Below are 25007 nucleotides of genomic sequence, written 5' to 3' on the forward strand. Positions count from 1 at the left end.
TATCGACTTCTGTATATTAAGGTGCTTTAACCTTTCTGTCAATGGAAAATAACAGAAGTTTCAAGTGGAGAACATTTGTTGGGGCAGTCTCGCTTTTCTATCATTAAATATGTTAAAATGGAATACATGATTTAAGAGGGAGAGATCGTATTTTGTTTGAATATGTTACAGGTTACGTGGAGTATGTAGGGCCGGAATATGTCGTAATTGATCATAATGGAATTGGTTATCAAATTTTCACACCAAATCCGTATGTATTTCAAAGAAGTAAGCAAGAAATCCGTGTCTATACATATCATTATGTGAGAGAAGATATTATGGCACTTTACGGTTTTAAAACACGTGAAGAGCGTTTATTATTTACAAAGTTGTTAGGCGTGTCTGGCATTGGGCCAAAAGGCGCTCTTGCAATTTTAGCTTCTGGTCAAACAGGACAGGTCGTTCAAGCGATTGAGCATGAAGATGAGAAGTTTTTAGTGAAATTCCCAGGCGTCGGAAAGAAAACAGCACGCCAAATGATTTTAGATTTAAAAGGAAAACTAGCAGATGTCGTACCAGATGCATTTGTTGATTTATTCTCAGACACAGAACGTTTTGATGAGAATAAAGGTTCATCAGCTGAGCTTGATGAGGCACTGGAAGCTCTGCGCGCACTTGGATACGCAGAACGCGAAGTTTCTCGTGTTGTACCAGAGTTATTAAAAGAAGCATTAACGACGGATCAGTATATTAAAAAGGCACTTAGTCTTTTACTAAATGGTAAGAGGTGAGTATAATGGACGAACGTCTCCTTTCAGGGGAATCTGCATATGAAGATGCGGATTTAGAATATTCATTACGGCCACAGACGCTCCGTCAGTATATTGGCCAAGATAAAGCGAAACATAATTTAGAAGTATTTATTGAAGCGGCGAAAATGCGTGAAGAAACGTTAGATCACGTGCTTTTATATGGACCACCAGGTCTTGGTAAAACGACGCTTGCGAATATTATTGCCAATGAGATGGGCGTTAATGTTAGAACAACTTCAGGTCCCGCAATTGAAAGACCAGGAGATTTAGCTGCTGTATTAACAGCGCTTCAGCCAGGTGATGTATTATTTATTGATGAAATTCATCGTTTGCATAGATCAATTGAAGAAGTATTGTATCCTGCGATGGAAGACTTTTGCCTTGATATTGTAATTGGAAAAGGGCCTTCAGCACGTTCTGTACGCCTAGATTTACCGCCATTTACATTAGTTGGAGCAACAACACGTGCTGGAGCATTATCGGCACCGCTGCGTGACCGCTTCGGTGTACTTTCAAGGTTAGAGTACTACACAGTAGATCAGCTTTCTGCGATTGTTGAACGTACAGCAGAAGTATTTGAAGTTGAAATCGATTCATTAGCTGCATTAGAAATTGCAAGACGTGCTCGTGGTACACCTCGTATTGCGAATCGTCTTTTAAGACGTGTACGTGATTTCGCACAAGTTCGTGGTAATGGAACGGTTACGATGGAAATTACACAAATGGCATTAGAGCTACTGCAAGTAGATAAATTAGGTCTAGATCATATTGATCATAAATTACTGCTTGGTATTATTGAGAAATTCCGTGGCGGTCCAGTTGGATTAGAAACGGTTTCAGCAACAATTGGAGAAGAATCTCATACGATTGAAGATGTGTATGAGCCGTATTTATTACAAATTGGCTTTTTACAACGAACGCCGAGGGGCCGAATTGTAACGCCGCTTGCGTATGAACATTTCGGAATGGAGATACCAAAAGTATGACGGAGATGCCAAAGCTGCTTATTACAGCCGGGATCTTACTCATCGTTGTTGGATTAGCTTGGAAGTTCATTGGAAGGCTTCCAGGCGATATTTTTGTGAAAAAAGGAAACGTTACCTTTTATTTTCCTATCATTACATGTATTGTGTTAAGTATTGTATTATCTTTTATTATGTATATAATAAATCGATTTAAATAAGAAATAGGTGGATATAGCTATGGATATAAATCTGTTTGATTTTCATTTACCAGAAGAACTTATTGCACAAGTCCCGTTAGAAGAGCGTGAAACATCAAGATTAATGGTGTTAGACCGTGAAACAGGTGATATTGAGCATAAACATTTTACGGATATTCTTTCTTACTTACATGAGGGGGATTGCTTAGTTTTAAATGAAACGAAAGTTATGCCTGCTCGTTTGCACGGTGTGAAAGAAGATACAGGCGCGCACATTGAAGTACTTCTTTTAAAACAAGAAGAAGGTGATAAGTGGGAAACGCTTGTAAAGCCAGCGAAACGTGTAAAAGAAGGAACTGTTATCTCTTTTGGCGAAGGGAAATTAAAAGCAACTTGCACAGGAACTGCAGATCAAGGTGGACGTCAGCTTGAATTTTCATATGACGGCATCTTCTATGAAATTTTAGATGAACTTGGGGAAATGCCACTTCCTCCATATATTAAAGAGACGCTAGAAGATCGCGATCGCTATCAAACAGTATATGCGAAAGAAATCGGTTCAGCAGCAGCGCCGACTGCGGGACTTCACTTTACAGAAGAGTTACTTGAGAAGTTAAAGCAAAAAGGCGTTCAGTTAGCATTCATTACACTTCACGTAGGACTTGGAACATTTAGACCAGTTTCTGCAGACACGATTGAAGAACACCATATGCACGCAGAATATTATCATATGTCTGAAGAGACAGCGGCATTATTAAATCGTGTGAAAGAGAATGGTGGACGTATTATTACTGTAGGTACGACATCAACTCGTACGTTAGAAACAATTGCAACAGATCATGAAGGTAAGCTTTGCGCCGCTTCTGGATGGACAGATATTTTCATGTATCCGGGATATGAATTTAAAGCAATTGATGGTTTAATTACAAACTTCCATTTACCGAAATCAACATTAATTATGCTTGTAAGTGCATTTGCAAATAGAGATAATGTACTTCATGCTTATAATGAAGCAGTAAAAGAAAAATATCGTTTCTTTAGCTTCGGTGATGCAATGTTCGTTGCATCTCACGCTAAAATGAGAAACAAATAAAAGGAGTAAGTTATGACAGCAATTCGTTATGAATTTATTAAGACATGTAAACAAACGGGTGCCCGTTTAGGTCGTGTGCATACGCCGCACGGTTCATTTGATACACCAACATTTATGCCAGTTGGTACACTTGCAACAGTTAAGACAATGTCACCAGAAGAATTAAAAGCAATGGATTCTGGCATTATTTTAAGTAATACGTATCATTTATGGCTACGTCCAGGTCATGAAATTATTCGTGAAGCAGGCGGTTTGCATAAATTTATGAACTGGGATCGTGCAATCTTAACAGACTCTGGTGGTTTCCAAGTATTCAGTTTAAGTGACTTCCGTCGTATTGAAGAGGAAGGCGTTCACTTCCGTAATCACTTAAATGGAGATAAATTATTCTTATCACCAGAAAAAGCGATGGAAATCCAAAATGCATTAGGTTCAGATATTATGATGGCATTTGATGAGTGTCCACCATTCCCAGCTACTTTTGAATATATGAAGAAATCTGTAGAGCGTACGAGCCGCTGGGCAGAACGTTGCTTAAAAGCGCATGAACGTCCGCAAGATCAAGGTTTATTCGGTATTGTACAGGGGGGAGAGTACGAAGAGCTTCGTCGTCAAAGTGCGAAAGATCTTGTTTCAATGGACTTCCCTGGTTACGCTGTAGGTGGTTTATCTGTAGGTGAACCGAAAGATATTATGAACCGTGTACTTGAGTTTACAACACCACTTCTTCCAGATAATAAGCCTCGTTACTTAATGGGGGTAGGTTCTCCTGACTCGTTAATCGATGGCGCAATTCGTGGTATTGATATGTTTGACTGCGTACTTCCAACTCGTATCGCTCGAAATGGTACATGTATGACAAGTGAAGGTCGCCTCGTTGTAAAAAATGCGAAATTCGCAAGAGACTTCGGTCCGCTTGATCCAAACTGTGATTGCTACACATGTAAAAACTACTCTCGTGCGTACATTCGTCACTTAATGAAATGTGATGAAACGTTCGGAATTCGTTTAACGTCTTATCACAACCTTCATTTTCTGTTAAACTTAATGGAGCAGGTGAGACAAGCTATTCGTGAAGACCGTCTTGGCGATTTCCGCGAAGAGTTCTTTGAACAGTATGGCTTTAATAAACCGAATGCTAAAAACTTCTAATACATAATTTAAAAGGAGGAACAAAAGATGAATGCAGGTATGATGAATATCGTTATGATCGTTGCGATGTTTGCGATTTTCTATTTCTTATTAATTCGCCCGCAACAAAAACGTCAAAAAGCAGTTGCTCAAATGCAAAGTGAGTTAGCAAAAGGTGATGCTATCGTAACAATCGGTGGTTTACACGGTACAATCGAATCAGTAGATGAGACGAAAATTGTTATTAAATCTGGTGGTTCACACTTAACGTTCGATCGCAATGCGATTCGTGAAGTTGTGAAAAACTAATTTGGAAGGCCCTGCATGAAATATGCAGGGCCTTTTTTAGTTACTTTGCTTTGACATATTTACACCGAAAATACCACCGAGTGTACTCGCCCCCATTAATGCTAATTGATAAAGTAATTGTGAGTTCGATAAAGTTTGAGAAAAGCCTAAATAGTTAACTAGAAAAACGAGTATAGTGAACGTGAGACCTGTTGTGAGACCTACTAGCCAACCTTTTCCTTGAGCCTTTTTGCCGGCAGTAAATCCAGACATAAGCATAGATAAAAGAGCGAGTATAAAAATAGTAACGGTTAATGTCCCTTCGTTTATATTCGTAAACTTTAATAAAAGAGCCATAATCATGCTAGTAATAGATGCGAGAATTAGTAGTGTAATAATACCGAAGCCAATTGCAGTTGATAATTTTTTCGTTCCATCCATTTATGCATTCCCCCTTTTTAATACAAGCATATTTTCCTTTTGTCTAAGTTAGACTAGTTTCTTTTTTATAGGGGAGTCTATACGTAAAAAAGGAGATGTAGAAATGGAATGGATATCAATAATTGGACGGACAATGCTTTTGTATATCATCATCTTAATTATTTTTCGTCTTATGGGTAAACGTGAGATAGGAGAGCTAAGTGTATTAGATTTAGTCGTATTTATTATGCTTGGAGAAATGGCTGTAGTGGCAATTGAAAATACCGATAAATCACTTTGGCATCAATTAGTTCCGATGACTTTTCTTATGTGCATCCAAATTATTTTGTCAGTCATTTCCCTAAAGTATCAATGCTTTCGGCATTTAATAGAAGGTGAGCCGGCTATTCTTGTAAACGCGGGAAAGATTGATGAAAAGAAGATGAGAAAGCAACGTTATAATATAGATGATTTAATGATGCAATTAAGGGAACAAGGAGTTGGAGATATTCGGGATGTAGAATATGCTATTTTGGAACCGTCTGGGAAGTTATCTGTCTTTCAAAAACAAAAAAATAAACAAGATACATTGCAGTTTACGCTTCCTCTTATTATTGATGGAGAAATTCAATCTAGTCATTTACAAATGATTGAACATACAGATGCATGGCTTATTGAGAAATTAAAAAACTTAGGTTATAACGATGTAACACAAATTTTATATTGTAGTTTTCAAAACGGAAAATTTTTTGTTGATGTAAAAGAAAATTAGAGACTTATTCTTTGAAAGAGTAAGAATGATTAGTGTAACTAATAATCAGTGGAGATTACCCCACTGATTAAAGTTTCACCTTATTTCAAAAATGAAAGTTTACGAATGATAGGGAGACGACTTAACTCTTCTTTTCGAATGAGTTTGAAAGTGAAGAGAAGTACGATATAAACAATTGTTGTTAAAGTGATTTCCCATAATGTTTGTATGCCAAGGGCATGAGAGAAAATAATATATTTATGAAGATAAAAACCGAAGGCGCCTGCGATACCGATGGCGAGTCCGCCGAAAATATAGTCTTTTGCGTAAATGGTAAATGTAATCTTTTTTAAAACAGTAGCGTAGTGAAGAAATGTTACTGTTACAATATTTGCAGCAATAGCGAGAGCAACCCCCATCATTTGAAATTCTGGCCTTGATGCTAGTACAAAAATAACGATTAATTTCACGATGGCACCAATAAATGTATTCATCATTGCAGCTCTTGCTAAGTTTAAAGCTTGCAAAACAGAGGTAAGTGGACTTTGGAAATAATGAAATAAAAAGCAAGGCGCAAGAAGTTGAATGAATGCTGTTGCGCTGTCTGATCCATACATAAGAGTTAAAACAGGAGAAGCGAATACGTATAATATAACGACAGACCATCCGCCAGTAATTAATGAAATTCGAAGTGCTTGTTGTAAACGGTGCTCCACTAATTTATGTTGTCTTTTTGCCATTGCTTCACTAATAGAAGGGACGAGCGCTGTAGAGAGAGCGTATGTAATAAAGGCGGGTAGTGATAGGAGCGGGAATGCATAACCGTTTAATATACCGTATTGCTGGGTTGCAACAGAAGCAGCGACACCAGCGATTGCTAAGCTTTGCATAACGACAATAGGTTCAAAAAAATATGAAACGGAGCCGATTAAACGACTTCCTGTAGTTGGAAGGGCAATATCCATCAGAGAATAAAATGTCCCTTTGCTTTCCTTTACAGTAGTGAAAAATCCAGAGCGTATTGATAAATGTTTTTCTCGCTGAAATAACGTGAGTAAAAATAATAACGATGCAACTTCACCGAGAACAGCTGATAACATAGCGCCGGCTGCAGCGTATTCTATGCCGTAAGGTAAAAATAATTGAATGCATATAGCAATAATGGTAATGCGGACGACTTGTTCTAGAACTTGCGCATAAGCGCTAGGTTTCATGTTTTGTTTCCCTTGAAAGTAACCACGCAAAACAGAAGAAACAGCAATAACAGGAACAACGGGCAAAATGGCCATTAATGGATAGTACGTTCTTTCGTCGGTTAATAATGTTTTTGCTAAAATAGGTGTGAGGAACATAATTCCGATTGTTAAAATGATACTAATAACGGATGTAACAGCTAGTGATACGGTTAATATTTTTTTAACTCTTTGTTTATCGTTCACAGCTTCCGCTTCTGCTACAAATTTTGCGATTGCGACAGGAAGACCAATTTGTGTCAATGTAATTGCTAAAATGAATGTAGGAACGGCCATCATATAAAGACCAACGCCTTCTTCTCCTAAAATACGTGCCATTACTATGCGGTTGATAAAGCCGAGTATTTTTGTAATAAAGCCGGCTATCATTAAAATAAATGCGCCTTTTAAAAAGCTTTGTCTCGTCATGTTCTTCTCCTACCTTCTCAAAATCAATGGAATGATTTACAATAATTTATATGCACGTACGAGACAAGAATGACAAGCATTTAAGAGAGTGAAATATGATAGTGCTCTTGAAAGTAGTTATTGCTGTCCATTAGAGCGGGAATAAAAGCGACTTTTCGTGCGAAATAAGAAGGAGATGTTATAGATGTTAGATAGAGAGGCTTTGGTAGAATCATACCGCGGACAGTTACAAGTCGTTTTAGAAAGTAAAGTAGAAGAGTTTCAAATGTTCGGCTACGACAGAGTGACAGATGATGACATTTGGAAGTTTCTTAAAGTAAAAAAGTGGAAGAAGATAGACAGCGATGTTAGATTGTATGAATTAGTTAATGACGTATTAACAGTAAGTGCTAATGAATATATGACATATTTAACTGTTGAAGCATATCAAGCGCCACTTTGGTCATTTGATGAATATGAAAATAAATAACCGACTGCAATTGGTTTGTTCTTCCTTTTGCAGTATAATGATAGGTATTGATAATCAGGAAATAATTATGTCTAAGATCATATATAAAGGAGGTAGTGAAGAGAGAAAACAAATAATGAAAGTGCAGGTATCGTGAAAACGTACCGGCACAGCTAGTGATGAGCTAGCAAAATTATAGAAAGGAAGTCTACTAACTAGACGTATGCACACGTGTAAAAGTGAATCGTAAGAGATTTATTTAAAGTGTTAGTAGCGGAAAGAGGGTACATATGGCAAAGCGTGGTACGAGAATTGCCGCCTTTTTCCTCATCGTTTTATTAATCGGTGGAGTAATTGGTGCGGCAGGAAAAGACATAGCAAAAGGAATTAGTCTAGGACTAGACCTTCGCGGTGGTTTTGAAATTCTGTATGAAGTAAAACCAGCCAAAAAAGGTGACAAAATCGATCGAGACGTACTTGTAAGTACAGTAGGTGCTCTTGAGAATCGTGTCAATGTTCTCGGTGTAAGTGAGCCGAACATTCAAATCGAAGGGCAAGATCGAATTCGTGTACAGCTTGCTGGTGTACAAGATCAGCAAAAAGCACGTGAAATGTTATCAACACAAGCGAAATTAACATTCCGTGATGTAGATGATAATCTTCTTATGGACGGAACGGATTTAAAAGGCGGCGGAGCGAAGCAAACATTTGATGAGCAAGGCCGTGCGAGCGTAGGTCTTACACTAAAGAGCGCTGAAAAATTCCGTGAAGTAACTGAAAAAATTTCAAAAATGCCACCACCAACGAATTTAATGGTAATTTGGCTTGATTTTGAAGAAGGAAAAGATTCGTACAAGGCAGAATCTGCAAAACCGAATCCGAAGTTCTTATCAGCAGCAACAGTAAACCAAGTATTTAACCAAGCTGAAGTATCTATTGTAGGTGGAAACTTCACAGTTGAAAGTGCGAAACAACTTTCATCTTTATTAAATGCAGGTGCACTTCCTGTTGATTTAAAAGAAATGTATTCAACATCTGTTGGAGCGAAGTTTGGTCAACAAGCTTTAGAGCAAACGATTTTCGCTAGTGCGATTGGTATCGCTCTTATTTTCTTATTTATGCTTGTATTCTACCGTTTACCAGGACTTGTAGCGGTTATTATGTTAGGTTTATACATTTTCGTTACATTACTTGTCTTTAACTGGATGCATGCAGTTCTTACGTTGCCAGGTATTGCGGCGTTAGTGCTCGGAGTAGGTATCGCAGTTGATGCGAATATTATTACGTACGAGAGACTGAAAGAAGAGTTGAAAATTGGTAAGTCCATGATGTCGGCATTCCGCGCTGGTAACCATCGTTCATTAGCAACAATTCTAGATGCAAACGTTACAACTCTTGCGGCAGCTGGTGTGTTATTCGTTTATGGTAATAGCTCTGTAAAAGGATTCGCAACAAGTTTAATCGTAAGTATTTTAGTTGGTTTTATTACGAACGTATTCGGTACTCGTTTCTTACTAGGTTTACTTGTAAAGAGCCGTTACTTTGATAAAAAACCAGGATATTTTGGTGTGAAACAAAAGGATATTATTCCATTAACAAAAGGTGTAGTACATCCGCCAACGAGATTTGATCGTATTAACTTCGTAAATATCGGTCATAAATTCCTTATCTTCTCGATTGTAGTTGTAATTGCGGGTGCAATTATCTTACCAATTTTCAAATTGAATCTTGGTATTGACTTTGCAAGTGGTACACGTATTGACTTGCAATCAAAACAAGCCGTTACGGTGTCTGATGTTCATAAAGATTTTAAAGAATTGAACATTGATGTGAAGGAAGAAAATATTGTACCGACTGGAGATGACAATAAAGGTTTCGCAGTTCGTACATTAGGTGTTTTATCAAAAGATGAAATTGCGAAAACAAAAACATTCTTCCACGATAAATATGGTACAGATCCAAACATAAGTACAGTTTCACCGACAATCGGTAAAGAAATTGCACGAAATGCATTTATCGCTGTACTGATTGCTTCTGCGGTTATCATTTTATACGTAAGTATTCGATTCCGATTTACGTATGCGTTATCTGCAGTACTTGCATTATTACATGACGCTTTCGTTATGGTTGTTATGTTTAGTATTTTCCAACTAGAGGTAGACTTAACGTTTATCGCTGCAGTACTAACAATCATCGGTTATTCTATTAATGACTCGATTGTTACATTTGATAGAAACCGTGAATTATACAAACAGAAAAAACGAGTGCGCGATATAAAAGATCTAGAAGAAATCGTAAATGCAAGTATTCGCCAAACGCTTGGTCGCTCGATTAATACCGTATTAACAGTGTTATTCCCAGTAATTGCACTGCTTATCTTCGGTAGTGAGTCACTACGTAACTTCTCGTTTGCGTTACTTGTTGGATTAATTGTAGGTACGTACTCTTCTGTTTTCGTTGCCTCTCAAATTTGGTTAATGCTTGAAAACCGTCGTTTGAAAAAGGGAAAAAACAAGAAGAAGGTTGAGAAAGTAGAATCTGAACCGCAAGTATAGAAAAGATGATGTCTCTTTATGAGGCATCTCTTTTTTCGTTTGTGGATACAATAAGATAGCAACTTTTTAACAGAAAGAAGATGGAAGAAAGTGTTGGTGTTATCGCTGTTTTTGTTAAAATAAAAAGATAGGTTAAGAAAAGAAGGGATTTTAATTATGGAAAAAGATGAACGTTTTAAACAGGCCGAGTTTGGTGCCATTGTCGGGATCGTTGGTAATATTATATTAGCGATTGTAAAGGCGGTAATTGGTTATATTGGGAACAGTAAAGCGCTATTAGCGGATGCCGTGCATTCTGCATCAGATGTAATTGGTTCGCTAGCTGTATTTTTTGGATTGCGAGCGGCAAAGCAGCCACCTGATGAAGATCATCCGTATGGTCATGGTAAAGCGGAATCGATTTCAGCGATTATTGTTGCGGTATTATTATTTATTGTGGGACTTGAAATCGCAATTTCATCTATAAAAGCTTTTTCGCAAGAACTAGAACCGCCGAAAGGAATTACGATTTTTGCTGTTGTTCTTTCAATCGTCGTGAAAGAAGGAATGTTTCAATATAAATTCCGATTAGGGAAAAGGGTAAATAGTGATGCAATTATTGCAAATGCATATGAGCACCGTTCGGATGTATTTTCTTCAATTGCAGCTTTAATCGGTATTTGTGCAGCTATACTCGGTGGTAAGCTTGGTATAGACTGGCTTGTATATGCTGATCCGATTGCAGGATTAGTTGTTTCGCTTCTTGTTGTAAAAATGGCATGGAGCATTGGAGCGGAAGCAATTCATGCAACGCTTGACCATGTTCTTCATGAGGAGGATGTTATTCCGCTTAGAGAAGCAGTTCTTCAAGTAGATGGTGTGAAAAAAATTGGTTCTTTATATGCACGGGAGCATGGTCATTATGTTATTGTCGATATTAAAGTGTCTGTAGATCCATACATTACTGTAGAAGAAGGACACCGTATTGGAAAACATGTGAAAGAAATACTTATGAAACAAGATAATGTACAAAATGTATTCGTACATATAAATCCGTATTCTCCAAATTAAACATCATTAACATTTTAGTATATAGATATTGCATCGTAGTTTGCATTATATTGTCACCCCTTAATCTGTCTTGTATAATGAACAGGTTAAGGGGTGATTTCGTGTTACAACCGAAGACGCGTTGGAAAGAAAAAGAATATAATGACGAGCGAGTGAGTGAATTAGCAAGTAAATTACATTTATCGCCACTTGTCGTTTCATTATTCCTCGGTAGAGGACTAGATACAGAAGATAAGATTTTAGATTTTTTAAATACAGAAAATCAAGAATTTCATGATCCATTTTTATTAGAAGGAATGGATAGAACGGTAGAACGTGTAAATAAGGCGATTCAAAATGGAGAGCAAATATTAATATTTGGTGATTACGATGCGGACGGAGTAAGTAGTACGACGGTTTTATATCTTGCTCTTCAAGAATTAGGTGCAGAAGTAGAATTTTACATTCCAAATCGTTTTACAGAAGGGTATGGACCGAACGAAGAAGCGTTTCGTTGGGCGCATAGCGCAGGGTTCTCACTGATTATTACTGTCGACACTGGCATCGCAGCAGTACATGAAGCGAATGTAGCGAAAGAGCTTGGAATAGATCTAATTATTACAGATCACCATGAGCCACCGCCAGAATTGCCAGAAGCGCTTGCGATTATACATCCGAAATTAGAAGGTGGCGTATATCCGTTTCACTATTTAGCTGGTGTAGGTGTTGCGTTTAAAGTTGCGCATGCACTATTAGGCCGTGTACCAGAACATTTATTAGAGATTGCAGTAATCGGTACAGTAGCCGATTTAGTATCACTTCATGGTGAAAATAGGTTGCTAGTGAAACGCGGTTTAAAACATATGCGTATGACGAGAAATATTGGTTTGAAGGCATTGTTTAAAGTTGCTAACGTTTCGCAAAGTGAAATTACAGAAGAGAGTATTGGCTTCTCAATTGCACCTCGTATTAATGCGGTTGGGCGTTTAGAAGATGCTGCGCCGGCTGTACACCTTTTATTATCAGATGATCCAGAGGAAGCGAAAGAGTTGGCCGAAGAAATTGATGAGCTGAACAAACTGCGAAAAGATATTGTAAAGCAAATTACAGAAGAAGCTATCGCTGAAGTTGAAAATAAATTCCCGCCAGAAGAAAACAAAGTATTAGTACTTGCAAAAGAAGGCTGGAACCCAGGGGTAATTGGAATTGTTGCTTCTAAATTAGTTGAACGTTTTTATCGTCCGACGATTGTATTAAGCATCGATCCTATAAAAGAAACAGCAAAAGGCTCAGCACGTAGTATTGCAGGATTTGATTTGTTTGCAAACTTATCAGATTGTAGAGAGTTATTGCCACACTTCGGAGGGCATCCGATGGCAGCGGGAATGACGCTACATATGAATGATGTAGATGAATTACGTCGCCGATTAAATGAACAAGCAGATGCGATTTTAACAGAAGAAGATTTTATTCCAATTACAGCAGTTGATGTTTTTTGCAAAGTAGAGGATGTAACGCTAGCGGCAATTGAAGATATGCAAAAACTAGCCCCGTTTGGTATTGGAAATCCGAAACCACGTATTGCAGTAAAAGATGCAGAGTTAGAAAGCATTCGCGCAATCGGATCAGATGGTTCTCATTTAAAAATGGCTCTTCGTGATGGACAAGCAACACTGGATACAATTGGATTTGGTTTTGGTGCATATGCGAAAGAAATCTCTCCAGTTGCAAAAGTATCTGTAATAGGAGAAGCATCCATCAATGAATGGAATAATTTTAAGAAGCCACAACTAATGGTACAAGATATTGCTGTAGAGGCGTGGCAATTATTCGATTGGCGTAGTATGCGTAATGCAGAAGCAAATTTAGCAGAACTTCCGAAAGAAAAAATAACAATGGTGTATTTTTCTGAAGAGGTATTGAATAAATTTTCTTTAGAGAGCTATAAAGAAAAGCTCATGCATGCTTCAGAAGTAACGCATTTAGATGATCAATATATCGTGTTACTTGATTTACCAAAAGGAACCGATGAATTACGTGAGTTATTTAAGGCAGGATTCCCAGCGCGGATTTATACGCTATTTTATCAAGAGAATAACCACTTATTTAGTACAGTTCCGACGAGAGAACACTTTAAATGGTACTATTCTTTCTTAAGCCAAAAAACACCATTTTCTTTAAGACAATATGGAGAACAACTATGTCGTCATAAAGGTTGGTCAAAAGATACAGTAAATTTTATGACACAGGTGTTTTTTGAGTTAGAATTTGTTACAATAAAAGATGGCGTCATTTTTATGGCAGACAAAAAACAAAAGCGTGATTTAATTGAATCGAACACATATCGTGAGAAAATGAACCACTTACAATTAGAAAAAGAATTGGTTTATAGCACATATCAGCAACTATATACATGGTTTGAAACGATTCGTAATCATAAAGAAGTAGAACAGTTAGGGTAAAGGATTTGTATTTACAAACCTTTTAGATCTGAGGAGGATTCAGAAATATGGATTTCAAGCAACATATCGCAATTGTACCGGATTATCCGAAAGAAGGTATTGTGTTTAAAGACATTACACCTTTAATGAATGACGGTAAAGCATACAAAGCAGCAACAGATGCAATCGTTGAATACGCAAAAGAAAGAGATATCGATGTTGTAGTAGGACCAGAAGCTCGTGGTTTCATTATCGGTTGCCCAGTTTCTTATGCGTTAGAAGTAGGATTTGCGCCAGTTCGTAAATTAGGAAAATTACCACGTGAAGTAATTACAGTTGACTACGGTAAAGAATATGGTAAAGATGTTTTAACAATCCATAAAGATGCAATTAAGCCAGGTCAACGCGTATTAATTACAGATGACCTATTAGCTACAGGTGGAACTATCGAAGCGACAATTAAGCTAGTTGAAGAACTTGGCGGAGTTGTAGCAGGGATTGCATTCTTAGTAGAGCTTACTTACTTAGATGGTCGTAAAATGTTAGATGGTTACGATGTATTAGTATTAGAAAAATACTAATCACTATATAGGTAAAACTACGGTGATAAAAAGTACCCGTGAATCTCTTGGAGAGGAGCGGGTACTTTTGTATAATTGAACAAAAAATCATGGTGAAATGTCAGTAAAATCTTTTCCTTTTCACAATTCACAATCATTGGGTTATAATGATAGAATATAATTTATTCTATTAAATAAAGATAAAGTCAATTTTCAATAAAAGGTGATTCGATGGCAAATGAGCAGGTACTAACAGCTGAACAGGTACTCGAGAAAGCAAGTCAATATTTAGTGGATGAAGATATTGAGCTAGTAGCACGTGCCTATGAATATGCACGCGATGCGCATAGCGAACAATACAGAAAATCGGGTGAACCGTATATTATTCATCCAATTCAAGTTGCAGGTATTTTAGTTGATTTACACATGGATCCAGCTACGGTATCAGCAGGTTTCTTACATGATGTAGTGGAAGATACAGAGATTACGTTAGAAGATATTGAACGGGAATTTAACAAAGAAATTGCTATGCTTGTTGATGGTGTTACGAAGCTTGGGAAGATCAAATATAAATCTCACGAACAACAACAAGCAGAAAACCATCGCAAAATGTTTATTGCAATGGCTCAAGATATTCGAGTTATTTTAATTAAACTAGCTGATCGTCTTCATAACATGCGTACATTGAAACATTTGCCTCAAGAGAAGCAGCGTCGCATAGCGAATGAAACGCTAGAAATCTTTGCACCTTTAGCACATAGACTCGGAATTAGTACTATTAAATGGGAGCTAGAGGATACGTCACTTCGCTATTTAAATCCACAACAATATTATCGTATTGTAAATTTAATGAAGCGTAAACGTGCAGAACGTGAAGAATACTTAGACGAAGTAATGACTGGTATTCGTGAGAAATTAAAAGAAGTTGCAATTCAACCTGAGATCTCTGGAAGACCGAAACATATTTACAGTATTTATCGTAAAATGGCACTGCAAAATAAACAGTTCAATGAAATTTACGATTTATTAGCTGTACGTGTTGTTGTAAATAGTATCAAAGATTGTTATGCAGTGCTTGGAATTATTCATACGTGCTGGAAGCCGATGCCAGGTCGTTTTAAAGATTATATTGCAATGCCAAAAGCAAATCTATATCAATCTCTTCATACGACTGTAATTGGACCGAAAGGTGATCCACTTGAAGTGCAAATTCGTACGAAAGAAATGCACGAAATTGCAGAATTCGGGATCGCGGCACACTGGGCATACAAAGAAGGAAAAACAGCAGAAACAACAGGTACATTAGAGAAGAAACTCACGTGGTTCCGTCAAATATTAGAATGGCAAAATGAAGCTTCTAATGCAGAAGAATTTATGGAGTCATTAAAAATTGATTTATTCTCTGACATGGTATTCGTCTTTACACCGAAAGGCGATGTAATGGAATTACCACTTGGATCGGTTCCAATTGATTTCGCGTATCGTGTCCATTCGGAAATTGGGAATAAAACAATTGGTGCAAAAGTAAACGGGAAAATGGTAACGCTGGATTATAAATTAAAAACCGGCGATATCATTGAAATTTTAACGTCGAAACATTCATATGGCCCAAGTCAAGATTGGGTAAAACTTGCTCAAACATCTCATGCGAAAAATAAAATTCGTCAATTCTTTAAGAAACAACGTAGAGACGAAAATATTGAAAAAGGCCGTGAACTTGTTGAAAAGGAAGTACGTGGTCTAGAGTATGAGATGAAAGAAGTATTAGCGCCTGATAACTTAAAACGCGTCGCTGAGAAATTTAACTTTGCAAATGAAGAAGATATGTTTGCAGCAGTTGGATATAGCGGAATTACAGCTTCGCAAATTGTTACGCGACTAACGGACAAGTTCCGCAAGCAACGCGAAGAAGAAGAAATTGTTGAAGTTAAAGAAGTTCGTAAACCGATGAAAATTCGAAAATGGGATTCTGGTGTAAAGGTAAGCGGTGCTGATAATTTATTAATCCGTTTATCGAAATGCTGTAACCCAGTTCCGGGTGATGATATCGTTGGGTATATTACGAAAGGCCGAGGTGTATCGATTCACCGCCGTGATTGTGTAAATGTTCATACAGAAGAAGCGATAGAACGTTTATTAGAAGTTGAGTGGGAAGGTAGCCCTGAAAAAGAAATAGAGTATAACGTTGATATTGAAATTTCAGGTTACGATCGCCGCGGTTTATTAAATGAAGTACTGCAAGCTGTTACAGAGACGAAAACATACATTTCAGCTGTTTCTGGTAGAAGTGACCGTAATAAGATGGCAACAATTAATATGTCAATCTCGATTCGTAACTTACAACACTTGAAAAAAGTAGTAGAACGCATTAAACGCGTTCCAGAAATTTATGCAGTACGACGCATGATGCATTAATAGGGAGTGTAGAAAGATGAGAGTTGTTTTACAACGATCAAAGAAAGCGTCTGTCACAGTAGACGGTGAGATCGTAGGACAAATTCCGTTCGGTTTAACATTACTAGTTGGCATTACGCACGAAGATACAGAAAAAGATGCAACTTACATTGCGGAAAAAATTGCAAACTTACGTATTTTTGAAGATGAGAGCGGAAAGATGAATCATTCTGTACTTGATGTAGAAGGACAAGTTCTATCTATTTCGCAATTCACATTATACGGAGATTGCCGCAAGGGAAGACGTCCAAACTTTATGGATGCTGCGAAACCTGATTATGCAGAGCGTTTATACGATTTCTTTAATGAAGAAGTTCGTAAACAAGGATTACATGTGGAAACAGGGAAGTTCGGAGCAATGATGGATGTTTCTTTAATCAATGATGGTCCGGTGACCTTAATTGTAGAAAGTAAATAGTGTTGATAAAAAAGAGAGGGTTATATAATCCTCTCTTTTTTATACATTGTTGTATGTTTTGTTCATTTATTTGGAATTAATAGCAGTTTTGGTTATGTATAACTCTTTCATCAATATGGAACAATAAAAAGTAAAACATCCATATTGAATGTGAGGGATATACGTATGCGTATGAATGAAAAAGGGCATTCTGTTACAAATGGTGCAAATCAACTATTTAACGTGAATTTTCATGATTTTATTTCAAAAGAGCAAAACAATACTTCAATGGAGCTTGCTTCCGAGTTTGGGATTTCTCTTCAAGATGTAAAGCGTTTAAAGAAGCAGATTGAACGTTCTTAGAGCACTTGACAATCCTACTTAACAAACGTATAGTAATTTTATATTTACATATGAATATAACCGTTGATAGAGAAGAGTAAATGAGACACACATGGAAAGAGAAGGAATGTCTTAGGCTGAAAACATTTCTACATGATGACTGATTGAATGACACTCTAGAGGTTTCAACTTGAACGGCATATACGCTTAGTAGGGATGAACGCATATTTAAGCGTTATTAAAAAAGTGGAAGCATAAGTGCTTCAATTAGGGTGGCACCACGGGTATAATACTCTCGTCCCTACTGTTCAAACAGTAGAGGCGGGAGTTTTTTTATTTTTATTAAGATTAAAACAATTTGAGGAGGAACTGAATATGTCTATTCAAATCCCACGCGGAACGCAAGATATTCTTCCAGGCACTGTTGAGTTATGGCAGTATATCGAAGGGCAAGCACGCGAAATTTGCCGTCGTTACAATTATAAAGAAATTCGTACACCAATTTTTGAGCACACTGAGCTATTTTTACGCGGTGTTGGTGATACGACAGATATCGTACAAAAAGAAATGTACTCATTCCAAGATCGTGGAGAGCGTAGCTTAACATTACGTCCAGAAGGTACTGCACCTGTTGTACGTTCTTACGTTGAAAATAAAATGTTTGGTGATGCAACACAACCAACGAAATTATACTATATCGGTCAAATGTTCCGTTATGAAAGACCACAAGCAGGTCGCTATCGTCAATTCGTACAATTCGGTATCGAAGCAATCGGCAGTAATGACCCTGCAATTGATGCAGAAGTAATTGCACTTGCTGTTGAATTTTACCGCGGCATGGGCTTGAAAAATATTAAAGTTGTATTAAACAGTTTAGGTGACGCGGCGAGCCGTCAAGCACACCGTGATGCGTTAATCGCACACTTTGAGCCACGTATCGATGAGTTCTGTTCTGACTGTCAATCTCGTTTAGAAAAGAATCCTCTTCGTATTTTAGATTGTAAGAAGGACCGTAACCATGAATTAATGGGAACAGCACCATCTATTACAGAATACTTAAATGAAGATTCAGCAGTATACTACGAAAAAGTTCAAGAGCTATTAACGATGATGGATGTTCCGTTTGAAAAAGATCCGAACTTAGTGCGTGGTTTAGACTACTACCAACACACTGTTTTTGAAATTATGAGTGAGGCAGAAGGTTTCGGTGCGATCACTACATTAAGCGGTGGTGGCCGTTATAACGGACTTGTACAAGAAATCGGTGGACCAGAAATGCCAGGTATCGGTTTTGCAATGAGTATTGAACGTTTAATTATGGCGCTAAAAGCTGAAAACATTGAATTACCACTTGAACATAGTATTGATTGTTACGTTGTGGCGCTTGGCGAAAAAGCGAAAGACCATGCTGCAAAAGTTGCGTTCGATCTTCGTAAAGCTGGATTGTCAGTTGAAAAAGATTATTTAGATCGTAAAATGAAAGCACAATTTAAATCAGCAGATCGTCTAAAGGCGAAATTTGTAGCTGTATTAGGAGAAGATGAGCTAGATAAAGGCATCATTAACTTAAAAGATATGGCAACAGGTGAACAAGAAGAAGTAGCGTTAGATGTATTTGCTTCATACGTAGCAGAGAAATTAATATAGGGGGAACTTACAGTGGCTGAAAGAACACATGCATGTGGAAAAGTAACAGTAGAAGCTGTTGGACAAACAGTTCAATTAAAAGGTTGGGTACAAAAACGCCGTGACTTAGGTGGATTAATCTTTATCGATTTACGTGACCGTACAGGTATCGTACAAGTTGTATTTAACCCAGAAACATCAAAAGAAGCGTTAGAAGTAGCAGAAACAATTCGTAGCGAGTACGTATTACACGTAGAAGGTACAGTTGTTGAACGTGGTGCAGGCGCAATTAATGACAATATGGCAACTGGTCGTATTGAAGTACAAGCAACAAAAGTAAATGTACTAAATGCAGCGAAAACAACGCCAATCATCATTGCTGATGATACAGATGCATCAGAAGATGTGCGTTTAAAATATCGTTATTTAGACTTACGTCGCCCAGTAATGTTTAACACATTCAAAATGCGTCATGACGTAACGAAAACAATTCGTAACTTCTTAGACACAGAAGAGTTCTTAGAAGTAGAAACACCAATTTTAACGAAAAGCACGCCAGAAGGAGCTCGTGACTATTTAGTACCAAGTCGTGTGCATGATGGTGAATTCTATGCACTACCACAGTCACCACAGTTATTTAAACAGCTTCTTATGGTCGGCGGATTTGAGCGTTACTATCAAGTAGCACGTTGTTTCCGTGATGAAGATTTACGTGCGGATCGTCAACCGGAATTCACGCAAATTGATATCGAAGCTTCATTCTTAACACAAGATGAAATTTTAGATATGATGGAGCGTATGATGACGAAAGTTATGAAGGATGCAAAAGGTGTAGAAGTTAGTGCGCCATTCCCTCGTATGAAATATGCTGATGCAATGGCTCGCTACGGTTCTGATAAGCCAGATACACGCTTTGAAATGGAACTAACAGACTTATCTGAGTTTGCAGCAGGTTGTGGCTTTAAAGTGTTTACAAGTGCTGTAGAAAGCGGCGGACAAGTAAAAGCAATTAATGCAAAAGGTGCTGCAAGTAAATATTCTCGTAAAGACATCGATGCATTAACTGAATTCGTGAAAGTATACGGTGCAAAAGGTCTAGCTTGGCTTAAAGTTGAAGAAGACGGCTTAAAAGGACCGATTGCGAAATTCTTCGGTGAAGAAGATGCAAATGTGTTAATGAGCACATTAGAGGCTACTGCTGGCGACTTATTACTATTCGTAGCAGATAAGAAGAGCGTTGTTGCAGATAGCTTAGGTGCACTTCGCTTACGTCTAGGTAAAGAGCTTGAGTTAATTGACGAAAGTAAATATAATTTCCTATGGGTAACGGATTGGCCACTTCTTGAGTACGATGAAGATGCAGATCGTTACTTCGCAGCTCACCACCCATTCACAATGCCATTCCGTGAAGACGTTGAGTTACTAGAAACAGCACCAGAAAAAGCACGTGCACAAGCATATGACCTTGTATTAAACGGTTATGAGCTTGGTGGTGGATCACTTCGTATTTACGAGCGTGACGTACAAGAAAAAATGTTCAAAGCACTTGGATTCTCACAAGAAGAAGCGCAAGAGCAATTCGGATTCTTATTAGAAGCATTCGAATACGGTACACCACCACACGGCGGAATCGCATTAGGTTTAGATCGTCTTGTTATGTTACTTGCAGGCCGTACGAACCTTCGTGATACAATTGCATTCCCAAAAACAGCAAGCGCAAGCTGCTTATTAACAGAAGCTCCAAGCCCAGTTGCAGAAGCACAGCTTGAAGAGTTAAACTTAAAATTAAGCTTAAAAGAAGAGAAGTAAGAATAGGGTCTAGATGGTTATACTAATACCATCTAGACTTTTTTTGAGAGGTTGTTTAAAAAGTCCGGTTTAGATAACTGTCGCATCTCATCGTTGCTTCGCCAGTCCGGTGCTCGAGTAGTATTTTTCTACACTGCGCTCCTCCTGGCTTCAGCGCCTCGATCTGCTTGGTTCTCTAAATCCTCCTTTTTAAACGTGTATTGAAAGGAAGTTTAAAAAGTCCGGTTCAGATAACTGTCGCATCTCATCGTTGCTTCGCTAGTCCGGTGCTCGAGTAGTATTTCTACACTGCGCTCCTCCTGGCTTCAGCGCCTCGATCTGCTCGGTTCTCTAAATCCTCCTTTTTAAACGTGTATTTAGGAAGAAATGAAATTCTGGTCTATGTTTTCATTTTCGAAATATGTATTTTTAGGAATTCTATAACTTTTTCTATACAAATAGTCGGAAAAACGCTAGAATACATGGTAGACCATTTTTGTAATAGGAGTGTAGAGCTGAATGTTACATCAATTTTCACGTAATGAATTAGCCTTCGGTAAAGAAGGACTTGAAATATTAAAAAATAGTACAGTCGGTATTTTAGGAATTGGCGGCGTAGGCTCTTTTGCAGCTGAAGCGTTAGCACGTTCTGGCGTTGGACGTCTTGTATTAGTTGATAAAGACGTTGTAGATATTACAAACGTAAACCGTCAAATTCACGCTTTAGTATCTACTGTAGGACGTTCAAAAGTAGAATTAATGAAAGAGCGTATCGCAGACATTAACCCAGAGTGTGAAGTAATTGGACTTGAAATGTTTTATACAGATGAAACATATGAAGAGTTCTTTAAGCACGGTTTGGATTTCGTAGTGGATGCATCTGATACGATTACGTTCAAAATTCATTTAATTAAACAATGTTTACGTCGTAAAATTAAAATTATCTCCAGTATGGGTGCAGCAAATAAAATGGACCCAACTCGTTTCCGTATTGCGGACATTTCTAAAACACACACAGATCCGATTGCGAAAGTAATTCGTACGAAGCTTCGTAAAGAGGGTATTAAAAAAGGTGTAAAAGTTGTCTTCTCTGACGAAAACCCAATCGTAATTCGTGAAGAAGTACGTAAAGAAATCGTACCAGACGAAAATGCAAAAATTCGTAAAGCGAAATTACCGCCTTCATCAAATGCATTCGTACCATCTGTGGCAGGCTTAATTATGGCAAGTCACGTTGTACGTGAACGTATTAAAAATGTAGAAGTGAAACGTGTAGGGCAAGAATAAAAGAAAAGCATATATCCATTTTGGATATATGCTTTTTTATATGTATTAAAGAAATATGGATATTTGCATTACTACTAGTTCAAATGTAAGTAACGCTAGTAAGTAATGATCATATTTATCTGATGTATAGGCGGACGTCTTTTTTAAACTGTTAATGGTGAAAAGAGCCAAAGTTAGGACGAGAACACCGAGTGTTATTTTGAAGACTATTAAAGAAATAGTAACCAGCTCCCTTTAAAATTATATGTTTATAATAACATTTTAGTAAAAAATATCTAATCCGTTTTAGGAGTTTCCTTGTATGAAAAGGAGGAATGTTATTGTCAATCTTTGTCGTTAAATCGATATCCTTTATTAAATCGTTGATATATTGCAAGTTGTGATAGATATATTCGAAAAATCGTTGATATATTGCAAGTTGTGATAGATATATTTGAAAAATCGTTGATATAATTTCATTTACCGACATGTATATATATGATTTACCGAAAACAAACAGGGATGTCACTCAGTCAAAAAAGTGACATCCCTGTTTTTAATTCTCAGCAGAATAAATAATATCTAAATTCCCGTTTTGATCGGTTTTGAAAATCGGGGCAATTTGCTCTTCTTGCTCTTCGACCGAAACAAGTTTTCGAGCACGATCCATAATTCGAACAAGCATCGCGTAATCTTCTTCGATTGCTTGTTGTTTTTTTGTGAGTACCGCTAATTTCGTTTCAAGTTCATGATTCGTTTTTTGCAGAGAAGTGAGCTGAGCTTGTAATACATCATTTTCAGTTTGCAACTTTGCGAGTGAAGGGTTATTATGCTCCAAGTTTTGCAAAAATGAGATGACATTTTGCATCGTAAGTTCTTGTTTACTTGGCGTAATATCTTCAGAAAACTCAGCATCGATTACGAGTTGTTTCGTTTTCGTGAACTGATTTTTTTCTATTTTAGCTTCAGAGCGCTTTAATTCTTTACGTTGTTTCTTCGCAAGCTGCACAGCATCTTCGTAATTCGGCCTTACTTCAGCATTCCATCTAAAGCCGCAAGCTGCTGAAGTCCGGTTCAACGTATCGCCGACTTCATCAAATGCTTTTATTTGTGTACTTCCGCTGCGAATATGTCGTAAAACAGTTTCTGCTAAAAGGAGATCATCTTCTTTTGTCCATGCATCTTGACGTGTTTTCATAAGCGAAGCCTCCATAATGGTGACGTTTTCGTTTATGTTACCCTTTATTTTTCGTTTTATTCGAAGTTTGTAATCTTTCATAAACAGTAGAAAGTGCTTGCTCAAATTTCCCTGTCGTTTTCGGTTTATAATATTGCTTGTTTTTTATTTTATCAGGTAAGTATTGTTGCCTTACCCAGCCGTTTGGATGGTCGTGTGGATATAAATATCCAATGCCTCTTCCAAGTGATTCTGCGCCTTTGTAATGACTATCTTTTAAATGGCTTGGAATGTCACCTGTTTGACCGTTGCGTAAATCGTGTAATGCAGCATCAAGTGCTTTATAAGCTGAATTTGATTTTGGTGATAAGCATAGCTCGATAACGGCATTTGCAAGTGGGATGCGTGCTTCTGGGAATCCAACTCGTTCAGCTGATTCAATTGCAGCTAGTGTACGTGGTCCAGCTTGTGGGCTAGCAAGTCCAATATCTTCATAAGCCATAATAAGAAGGCGTCTGCCAATACTTTGTAAATCACCCGCTTCAATAAGGCGTGCTAAATAATGGAGCGCTGCATTTACATCACTTCCGCGCACTGATTTTTGAAATGCTGATAATACGTCATAATGAGCATCGCCGCCTTTGTCGTGAACGAAGCTCTTTTTTTGTAAGCATTCTTCTGCAATCTCGAGTGTGATTTCAGCCGCTTGATCGTCTGTAGTAAAGCTAGATAATACAGCAAGCTCAAGTGCGTTATAAGCAGAACGCATATCACCACCAGAGGCGTTTGCAAAGTGATGTAGTGCTTCATCTGTTACCGTTACAGCATATTCTCCAAGGCCTTTTTCTTTATCTTCTAAAGCTCTTTTTAACCCAATTAAAATATCATCTTCTGTTAGTGCGTGTAATTCGAAAATTTGACACCTGCTTCGAATAGCGGAGTTTATTGCATGGAATGGATTACTTGTCGTTGCGCCAATTAAAGTAAGAAGTCCGCTTTCTAAGTGAGGTAATAGAAAGTCTTGCTTTGCTTTATCTAGACGGTGAACTTCATCTAAAATTAAAACGAGGTGTCGATGCATCTTCGCTTCTTGTACGACAACTTCCATATCTTTTTTATTGTGAGTAACAGCATTCAATAGACGAAACGGGGTACCGGTACTTCCAGCAATTGCACTGGCAATGGATGTTTTTCCTGTACCTGGAGGACCGTATAAAATCATAGATTGAAAATGATTGGCTTGGACCATTCGCCATAAAATCTTTCCTTCACCAACTAAATGTTGTTGCCCAATAATTTCTTGAATATTTGTAGGGCGCATTCGATGTGCGAGTGGTTGTTTCATTTGGACCGTCTCCCTTAATATATAATCTCGTTCTATCGTATCATTTTTTTCTACGAAATTTGAAATAGGATGCTGTTTTATGGGAAAAATAAAGGATAATATTTTCATTTTTCTTTCAATTGTAATAATTCCCGAGTTTTTCAATGTGATTTTATGTTATCATTTTGATACACAAGTTGAAATTTCTTATAATACTATATTATGCTATAATTTCATAGGATTTTAAATTGTGTTCTTTTTATAAATAAGATATAACCAATAGAAGTGAAAATTTGAAAAGAG

Annotated in this window: 22 protein-coding genes and 1 other annotated feature; of the genes, 18 read left to right on the plus strand and 4 right to left on the minus strand. The window is 37.5% G+C overall.

Features of this window, described 5'->3' with window-relative positions; all coding sequences use genetic code 11:
- The first annotated feature begins 152 nt into the window (after positions 1–152).
- The 6 genes from ruvA to yajC are packed head-to-tail and all read left to right on the plus strand — an operon-like array spanning position 153 to position 4486.
- Positions 153–770, plus strand: a complete 618-nt coding sequence (gene ruvA, locus ACTFR8_RS10590; RefSeq protein ID WP_000464513.1) for a Holliday junction DNA helicase RuvA — start codon at positions 153–155, stop codon at positions 768–770.
- A gap of 5 nt (positions 771–775) precedes the next feature.
- Complete coding sequence (ruvB, locus tag ACTFR8_RS10595; protein WP_000344449.1) at positions 776–1777, plus strand: Holliday junction branch migration DNA helicase RuvB; 1002 nt, start codon at positions 776–778, stop codon at positions 1775–1777.
- Entirely contained in the window at positions 1774–1974 is a 201-nt protein-coding gene (locus ACTFR8_RS10600) for a DUF2905 domain-containing protein (protein WP_000138162.1), read from the plus strand. Before ruvB ends, ACTFR8_RS10600 begins: the two co-directional genes overlap by 4 nt.
- Before the next feature lie 19 nt (positions 1975–1993).
- Positions 1994–3046, plus strand: coding sequence for a tRNA preQ1(34) S-adenosylmethionine ribosyltransferase-isomerase QueA (queA, locus tag ACTFR8_RS10605; RefSeq protein ID WP_000354034.1), 1053 nt, complete (start codon positions 1994–1996; stop codon positions 3044–3046).
- Between the two features lie 12 nt (positions 3047–3058).
- Complete coding sequence (gene tgt / locus ACTFR8_RS10610) at positions 3059–4198, plus strand: tRNA guanosine(34) transglycosylase Tgt (protein WP_000125365.1); 1140 nt, start codon at positions 3059–3061, stop codon at positions 4196–4198.
- 27 nt (positions 4199–4225) lie between these two features.
- Positions 4226–4486, plus strand: coding sequence for a preprotein translocase subunit YajC (yajC, locus tag ACTFR8_RS10615; protein ID WP_000991115.1), 261 nt, complete (start codon positions 4226–4228; stop codon positions 4484–4486).
- 36 nt (positions 4487–4522) lie between these two features.
- Here the strand turns inward: yajC and ACTFR8_RS10620 are convergent, their stop codons facing one another.
- Positions 4523–4906 carry a TIGR04086 family membrane protein gene (locus tag ACTFR8_RS10620; protein WP_000349131.1) on the minus strand — a complete coding sequence of 128 codons (384 nt, stop codon included), beginning with the start codon at positions 4904–4906 and terminating at the stop codon, positions 4523–4525.
- A 103-nt stretch (positions 4907–5009) separates the two neighbouring features.
- Between ACTFR8_RS10620 and ACTFR8_RS10625 the strand changes: the two genes are divergently transcribed.
- Positions 5010–5657 (plus strand): DUF421 domain-containing protein, encoded by a 648-nt coding sequence (locus tag ACTFR8_RS10625; protein ID WP_000454815.1) that lies wholly within the window; start codon positions 5010–5012, stop codon positions 5655–5657.
- A gap of 80 nt (positions 5658–5737) precedes the next feature.
- Here the strand turns inward: ACTFR8_RS10625 and spoVB are convergent, their stop codons facing one another.
- Entirely contained in the window at positions 5738–7297 is a 1560-nt protein-coding gene (gene spoVB, locus ACTFR8_RS10630) for a stage V sporulation protein B (protein WP_000198300.1), read from the minus strand.
- A gap of 184 nt (positions 7298–7481) precedes the next feature.
- Between spoVB and ACTFR8_RS10635 the strand changes: the two genes are divergently transcribed.
- The 11 genes from ACTFR8_RS10635 to ACTFR8_RS10685 all read left to right on the plus strand — a co-directional run bounded on the left by ACTFR8_RS10635 (position 7482) and on the right by ACTFR8_RS10685 (position 22224).
- Positions 7482–7766: a post-transcriptional regulator gene (locus ACTFR8_RS10635; RefSeq protein WP_000886978.1), complete on the plus strand. Its 285-nt coding sequence runs from the start codon at positions 7482–7484 to the stop codon at positions 7764–7766.
- 269 nt (positions 7767–8035) lie between these two features.
- The gene (secDF, locus tag ACTFR8_RS10640) at positions 8036–10300 is read left to right on the plus strand and encodes a protein translocase subunit SecDF (RefSeq protein WP_001119065.1); all 2265 of its coding nucleotides are present in this window, start codon (positions 8036–8038) and stop codon (positions 10298–10300) included.
- A 156-nt stretch (positions 10301–10456) separates the two neighbouring features.
- Positions 10457–11350 carry a cation diffusion facilitator family transporter gene (locus ACTFR8_RS10645; RefSeq protein WP_000409729.1) on the plus strand — a complete coding sequence of 298 codons (894 nt, stop codon included), beginning with the start codon at positions 10457–10459 and terminating at the stop codon, positions 11348–11350.
- 101 nt (positions 11351–11451) lie between these two features.
- Positions 11452–13791, plus strand: coding sequence for a single-stranded-DNA-specific exonuclease RecJ (gene recJ, locus ACTFR8_RS10650; protein ID WP_000941220.1), 2340 nt, complete (start codon positions 11452–11454; stop codon positions 13789–13791).
- 47 nt (positions 13792–13838) lie between these two features.
- The gene (locus ACTFR8_RS10655) at positions 13839–14351 is read left to right on the plus strand and encodes an adenine phosphoribosyltransferase (protein WP_000346215.1); all 513 of its coding nucleotides are present in this window, start codon (positions 13839–13841) and stop codon (positions 14349–14351) included.
- 210 nt (positions 14352–14561) lie between these two features.
- Positions 14562–16745, plus strand: a complete 2184-nt coding sequence (gene relA, locus ACTFR8_RS10660; RefSeq protein ID WP_001262811.1) for a GTP diphosphokinase — start codon at positions 14562–14564, stop codon at positions 16743–16745.
- Positions 16746–16761: 16 nt separating this feature from the next.
- Positions 16762–17202 carry a D-tyrosyl-tRNA(Tyr) deacylase gene (locus ACTFR8_RS10665; protein WP_001266965.1) on the plus strand — a complete coding sequence of 147 codons (441 nt, stop codon included), beginning with the start codon at positions 16762–16764 and terminating at the stop codon, positions 17200–17202.
- 165 nt (positions 17203–17367) lie between these two features.
- A complete protein-coding gene (locus ACTFR8_RS10670; protein ID WP_001242605.1) occupies positions 17368–17544 on the plus strand; it encodes a hypothetical protein in 177 nt (58 codons plus the stop codon).
- 54 nt (positions 17545–17598) lie between these two features.
- Positions 17599–17829 (plus strand) — a binding site (T-box leader).
- Between the two features lie 69 nt (positions 17830–17898).
- Positions 17899–19170: a histidine--tRNA ligase gene (gene hisS, locus ACTFR8_RS10675; protein WP_000027078.1), complete on the plus strand. Its 1272-nt coding sequence runs from the start codon at positions 17899–17901 to the stop codon at positions 19168–19170.
- 12 nt (positions 19171–19182) lie between these two features.
- Positions 19183–20958, plus strand: a complete 1776-nt coding sequence (gene aspS / locus ACTFR8_RS10680; RefSeq protein ID WP_000840886.1) for an aspartate--tRNA ligase — start codon at positions 19183–19185, stop codon at positions 20956–20958.
- A 498-nt stretch (positions 20959–21456) separates the two neighbouring features.
- Positions 21457–22224, plus strand: coding sequence for a tRNA threonylcarbamoyladenosine dehydratase (locus ACTFR8_RS10685; protein WP_000903177.1), 768 nt, complete (start codon positions 21457–21459; stop codon positions 22222–22224).
- 535 nt (positions 22225–22759) lie between these two features.
- Here the strand turns inward: ACTFR8_RS10685 and ACTFR8_RS10690 are convergent.
- Positions 22760–23401 (minus strand): RsfA family transcriptional regulator, encoded by a 642-nt coding sequence (locus tag ACTFR8_RS10690; RefSeq protein ID WP_000857722.1) that lies wholly within the window; start codon positions 23399–23401, stop codon positions 22760–22762.
- Between the two features lie 37 nt (positions 23402–23438).
- Positions 23439–24725, minus strand: coding sequence for a replication-associated recombination protein A (locus ACTFR8_RS10695; protein WP_000812919.1), 1287 nt, complete (start codon positions 24723–24725; stop codon positions 23439–23441).
- Positions 24726–25007: the final 282 nt, after the last annotated feature.

The organism is Bacillus cereus group sp. MYBK15-3, assembly GCF_051916765.1.
GTDB lineage: Bacteria > Bacillota > Bacilli > Bacillales > Bacillaceae_G > Bacillus_A > Bacillus_A cereus.